The organism is Allosphingosinicella sp. (assembly GCF_036387215.1).
Lineage (GTDB): Bacteria > Pseudomonadota > Alphaproteobacteria > Sphingomonadales > Sphingomonadaceae > Allosphingosinicella.
In genome coordinates this window covers 1-4028 of the sequence record NZ_DASVUE010000239.1, presented here as the reverse complement: position 1 = coordinate 4028, position 4028 = coordinate 1, and the positions used below count along the sequence as shown (strand labels likewise).

The following is a 4028-nucleotide window of genomic DNA, read 5'->3' as shown; positions in this document are numbered from 1 at the left end:
CCCGGCCCGCAGATCACCTGCGGCCCCGTCGTCGGCAGCTTCTTCAAATGCACGCGCGAGGATTTGTACGAGCAATGCTCCGACCACATCACGGAGAAGATGCCGAGCTCGGTGAGGTTCGGCTCCCGCCCCATCGCGTGCAGCACGCGCTTATATTCCTCGGGGGAGAGGCCGTGCTCTGCAACGACGTCGGGGGTGATGCGGGATTCGGTCATGCGGCGCGTCTATTCGATCGATTGGGCTTTGTCGAAAGGCAGGCTCGGGTGTATGCGTGATCACCCTTTGTTCTTGTTGGAGGAGGCGAGATCATGAGCGTCAAGGCAAAGCCCGACGGTTATCATAGCGTTACGCCCTATCTGATCGTGGACGGCGCTGAAGAAGCGATTCGCTGGTATTCCCAGGCGCTCGGCGCGGAGGAGATGCTGCGCCTGCCGATGGGCGACAAGATCGGCCATGCCGAGATCAGGATCGGCGACAGCTTCGTCATGCTGTCGGACGAATGGCCGGATCATGGCAAGCTCGGCCCCAAGACGCGGGGCGGCGCAACCAGCAGCCTGATGATCTATCTCGAGGATGCCGATGCGGCCTTCGACCGCGCCATCGCCGCGGGAGCCATTGTGGAGCGGCCGGTCGAGGACCAATTTTACGGCGACCGCTGTTACCGATCCGTTCGGCCACAGCTGGACCGTCTCCACCCATATCGAGGACGTCTCAGAGGAGGAGATGCAGCGCCGAATGGCCCAGTTCACCCAGCAGGCCGAGCAGGCGCCCGCCTGAACATGAAAAAGGCCGGCCGGATCAGGTCCGGCCGGCCTACTGAAGCTTGTGGAGGTGGTGGCGGCCTCAGGCCTTGCAGCTCTGGCTGCCGCCGCTCGGCGAGGAATAGGTGATCTGCTGGCTGTTGCCGCTGACGGTATAGCCGTCGGCCGACTTGTAAGCGCCGCCCGCGGTCTCGGCGGTCACGGTCGCAAGCGGCGGCTCGGCGCCCTTCTCCTTGCGAACGATCGCCGTATTGTTCGACATGAAGTCGATATAGACGAGGCTGTTGTCCTTGCACCGATAGGCGCGGCTCGCCTGGATCGCCGGCGGCAGCTCGACCGGCTGAGCCTTGGCGAGCTCTTCCTTCATCGGATCGGGGTTGGTGTCGACGACCTCGGGCTCCGTGTTGCAGGCCGAGAGCGAAAGCAGTGCCGCGACGGAGGCGGCTTTGATCATATCAATCTTACCCATGGCTCCTCAATTCGCGGGCGCCGCATCCATCGTCAAGAAGTTTGTGAGCGCGGACTCCGAGGCGGGAGCGGGCGATCGGACGAAAATAAGACAGGGGTTCGACAAGCCGGAATCGATCAGCTAGATTCCTCAGCATGTTGAGCCGGGGCGGGGAGATTTTGCACGGCATGCAGCGTGTACGCATAGGCCTGACGGGGCTTGCCTTCGTCTTCGTGCTGGTGCTGCTGGCGGCGATCTTTACGCGGCCCAGCGAAGAAGCGCCGATCACTCCGAACACGATCGAGCAGCAGATGGCGGCGGGCGCAGCGGTCAATTCGGCCGAAGCCGAGCCCAAGGAACCGCTCGCCGAATTGGGCGTCGCGCCCGGCAATGACGACGGCAACCAGCTCGCCAACGCCGCCACCGGCTCACGCACCCGCTAACGACCCATTGAGGGTCGCAGCCGGGCTTCTCGCAGCAGCGGCGGCTTATGCGGCGGCTGAAATCCTCCTTGGGGTGTTCGTCGGGGACTTCTCCGGCTGGGGCAGGGCCGAGGCCTTGCTGTTCTTCGCGTTGCGGCCGTGGCTGCTGCTCATCGGCGCGGTTCTGATCAAGCGGCACGGCTGGCGCACCCGCTATTCATTCTACGCCGCCGCCTTGCTGCTCGCGGCGCTGAGCGAGAGCCTGTTCCTCATCGGCCTCGGCGCCACCAGCCCGTGGGCGGAGGCGGCGAGGGGCATCGCGGCCGGGGCGGTGGTTGCGCTGGTCTTCGATCTCGCCCTCGCCGCGGGCGTGTGGCTCGGCGGCAGGGCCGGACGCTGGACCGCGGCCGCGCTGCTCCTCGTCCTGCTCGCTCTTCCCGCGGCGCACCGGCCCTATGAAGCGATCGCGATCGGCAGCGGCGGCCTCGTCGGGGGCGAGAAGCAGGACCTGATGCTGGTGAGCGCCCTGCCGCTGGTCTGGGGCGAGCCGGGGCCGCTCGATCCCGGCTCTCGTCCTGCGGCGGCCTACCGGGCGCTGGCCGAGGAATTCACGATCCGGCCGCTCGACGTGCTGGACGAGGCCAACCTCGCGCGCGGCCGGCTGCTCCTGGTCGCGCAGCCGCGCGCGCTTGCGCCTGAGGAGCTGGTCGCTCTCGATCAATGGGTGAGGGACGGCGGCAGGGCTGTGATCCTCACCGATCCGCGCCTGCTCTGGCCGTCGGAACTGCCGCTGGGCGACATCCGCCGCGCGCCCGGGATCGGGCTCCTCGACCCCTTACTCACGCATTGGGGGCTTCGGCTGGAGCCGCCGGAAAAGGCGCGGGCGGTCAAGCAGGACCTCGACCTGGGAGCGGGCAGGCGGCGGCTGATCCTGTTCGCGCCCGGCCGCTTCGTCCCTACCGGTTCCGACTGCACCGTCGGACCGACCGTGGAGTTCGCGCTCTGCCGGATCGGGCGGGGGAGGGCGATCCTGCTCGCAGATGCCGACATGATGCACGACCGGCTCTGGGTCGGGCCCGGGAGCCGCGGCACCGAGCGCCACGCCCGGGTTTCGGACAATGTGCTGATCCTTGCCGACTGGCTCGACCAGCTCGGAGGCGTCCGGCGCAGCCGCGCTTCCGGGCTGGTTCAGTGGCAGGATGAGGACGCCGACCGGCGCCTCGCCTGGCTGCTCGCGTTGCTTCCGATCCTTGCCGCCGCTGCGCCGGCTGCGAGTCTCCGGCTCCGCCGCCGCAGCTGAGACCGAAAAACCACACAAACTTATCCACAGGCTTGCACCCACGGAACAGGCTTGGAACAGGAGCGTGAACAAACCACGAATTAGCAGGAGAATTCCATCTAGTGGCATGAAATCCCTAACTACGGCATGAAAACCCCTTCCATCCCAATGCCGTGTCTGTTATCCACTGGCTCGTAAAGTTTCGGGGCACTTCCTTGGCTGAGACGAGCCACGCGGACGCAGTGATGCGCGCTTCCGCGAACGGGGAAGGTCTGCGTGCGAGGGGGCGGATCGACAGGTGGAGCTTGAACACCTTTTCAACGGAAGCGCGCTGAATGCGGTGGACGCCAAGGGGCGTCTGTCCATTCCGGCGTTCATCCGTGGGGTGATCGAGCGCCGCTCCGACGCCAAGGCCGTCGTCATCGGAATGCACGACGTCTCGCCCTGCCTCAATGCCTACGACCGCGGCTATGCCCGCCACCTCCACAGCGAGAACGAGCGCCGCCGCCTCCTCGAAGAAGGGCAGGGGGGCTCGCCCGAAGCCGCCTACGCTCGCGCCCGCCGGACGTTCGGCATCACTGAAGACGTTCCCTACGACACCAGCGGCCGCATCATCCTGCCCCCGATGATGCGCCGCAAGGGACGGATCGAGGATCTCGCACTGTTCGTCGGCGTCGGCGGCACGTTCGAGATCTGGAACCCCCATCTCGCCCTTGAAAGCGGCGATGAGGACCTGCGCGAACTGGCCGCCTACCGCCTCGAAGAGCGGGGGATCGGCGCATGAGCGTGAATGCCGCACCGCACGTCCCGGTGCTCCTCGACGAAGTGATCGCCGCGCTCAGCCCCAGCGCAGGCGAAACCCATGTCGACGGCACGTTCGGCGCCGGCGGCTACACAAGAGCAATTCTGAATTCCGGTGCACGGGTAGTTGCGTTTGACCGTGATCCGGATGCCATTCGCGAGGGACGTATCCTCGCGGATGAAAGCGAGGGGCGCCTGATCCTAGTGCCGGAGCGTTTTTCCCGGATGGATCAGGCGCTGTCCGACCGCGGCGTTGATGCGGTGGACGGCGTTACCCTCGATATCGGCGTCTCGTCGATGCAGCTCGATCGGCCGGA

The 4028-nt window shown here is 66.3% G+C and carries 7 protein-coding genes; 5 read left to right on the top strand and 2 right to left on the bottom strand.

Annotation, left to right across the window (positions count from 1 at the left end):
* A partial coding sequence (locus tag VF662_RS09540) for a hypothetical protein (RefSeq protein WP_464140302.1) occupies nt 1-215 on the bottom strand: 215 nt, incomplete at its 3' end.
* A gap of 93 nt (nt 216-308) precedes the next feature.
* Here VF662_RS09540 and VF662_RS09535 point away from each other — a divergent pair.
* Nucleotides 309-890: a VOC family protein gene (locus tag VF662_RS09535; RefSeq protein ID WP_464140299.1), complete on the top strand. Its 582-nt coding sequence runs from the start codon at nt 309-311 to the stop codon at nt 888-890.
* Here VF662_RS09535 and VF662_RS09530 read toward each other — a convergent pair.
* Complete coding sequence (locus tag VF662_RS09530) at nt 844-1230, bottom strand: hypothetical protein (protein ID WP_464140296.1); 387 nt, start codon at nt 1228-1230, stop codon at nt 844-846. The genes VF662_RS09535 and VF662_RS09530 overlap by 47 nt on opposite strands.
* Before the next feature lie 167 nt (nt 1231-1397).
* On the opposite strand from VF662_RS09530, the gene VF662_RS09525 reads away from it, so the two are divergent.
* From VF662_RS09525 to mraW, 4 genes are all read left to right on the top strand, one after another.
* Complete coding sequence (locus VF662_RS09525) at nt 1398-1652, top strand: hypothetical protein (RefSeq protein ID WP_464140293.1); 255 nt, start codon at nt 1398-1400, stop codon at nt 1650-1652.
* Nucleotides 1653-1659: 7 nt separating this feature from the next.
* Entirely contained in the window at nt 1660-2931 is a 1272-nt protein-coding gene (locus VF662_RS09520) for a DUF4350 domain-containing protein (RefSeq protein ID WP_464140290.1), read from the top strand.
* A 277-nt stretch (nt 2932-3208) separates the two neighbouring features.
* Nucleotides 3209-3694 carry a division/cell wall cluster transcriptional repressor MraZ gene (locus VF662_RS09515; protein ID WP_464140287.1) on the top strand — a complete coding sequence of 162 codons (486 nt, stop codon included), beginning with the start codon at nt 3209-3211 and terminating at the stop codon, nt 3692-3694.
* On the top strand, nt 3691-4028 hold a 338-nt coding region (gene mraW / locus VF662_RS09510), incomplete at its 3' end, for a 16S rRNA (cytosine(1402)-N(4))-methyltransferase (RefSeq protein ID WP_464140284.1). The genes VF662_RS09515 and mraW, both read left to right, overlap by 4 nt.

Excerpts from the sequence above, each read along its gene's own strand:
- VF662_RS09535 (WP_464140299.1), top strand. The coding sequence starts at position 309 with ATGAGCGTCAAGGCAAAGCCCGACGGTTATCATAGCGTTACGCCCTAT.
- VF662_RS09530 (WP_464140296.1), bottom strand. The coding sequence starts at position 1,230 with ATGGGTAAGATTGATATGATCAAAGCCGCCTCCGTCGCGGCACTGCTT.
- VF662_RS09525 (WP_464140293.1), top strand. The coding sequence starts at position 1,398 with ATGCAGCGTGTACGCATAGGCCTGACGGGGCTTGCCTTCGTCTTCGTG.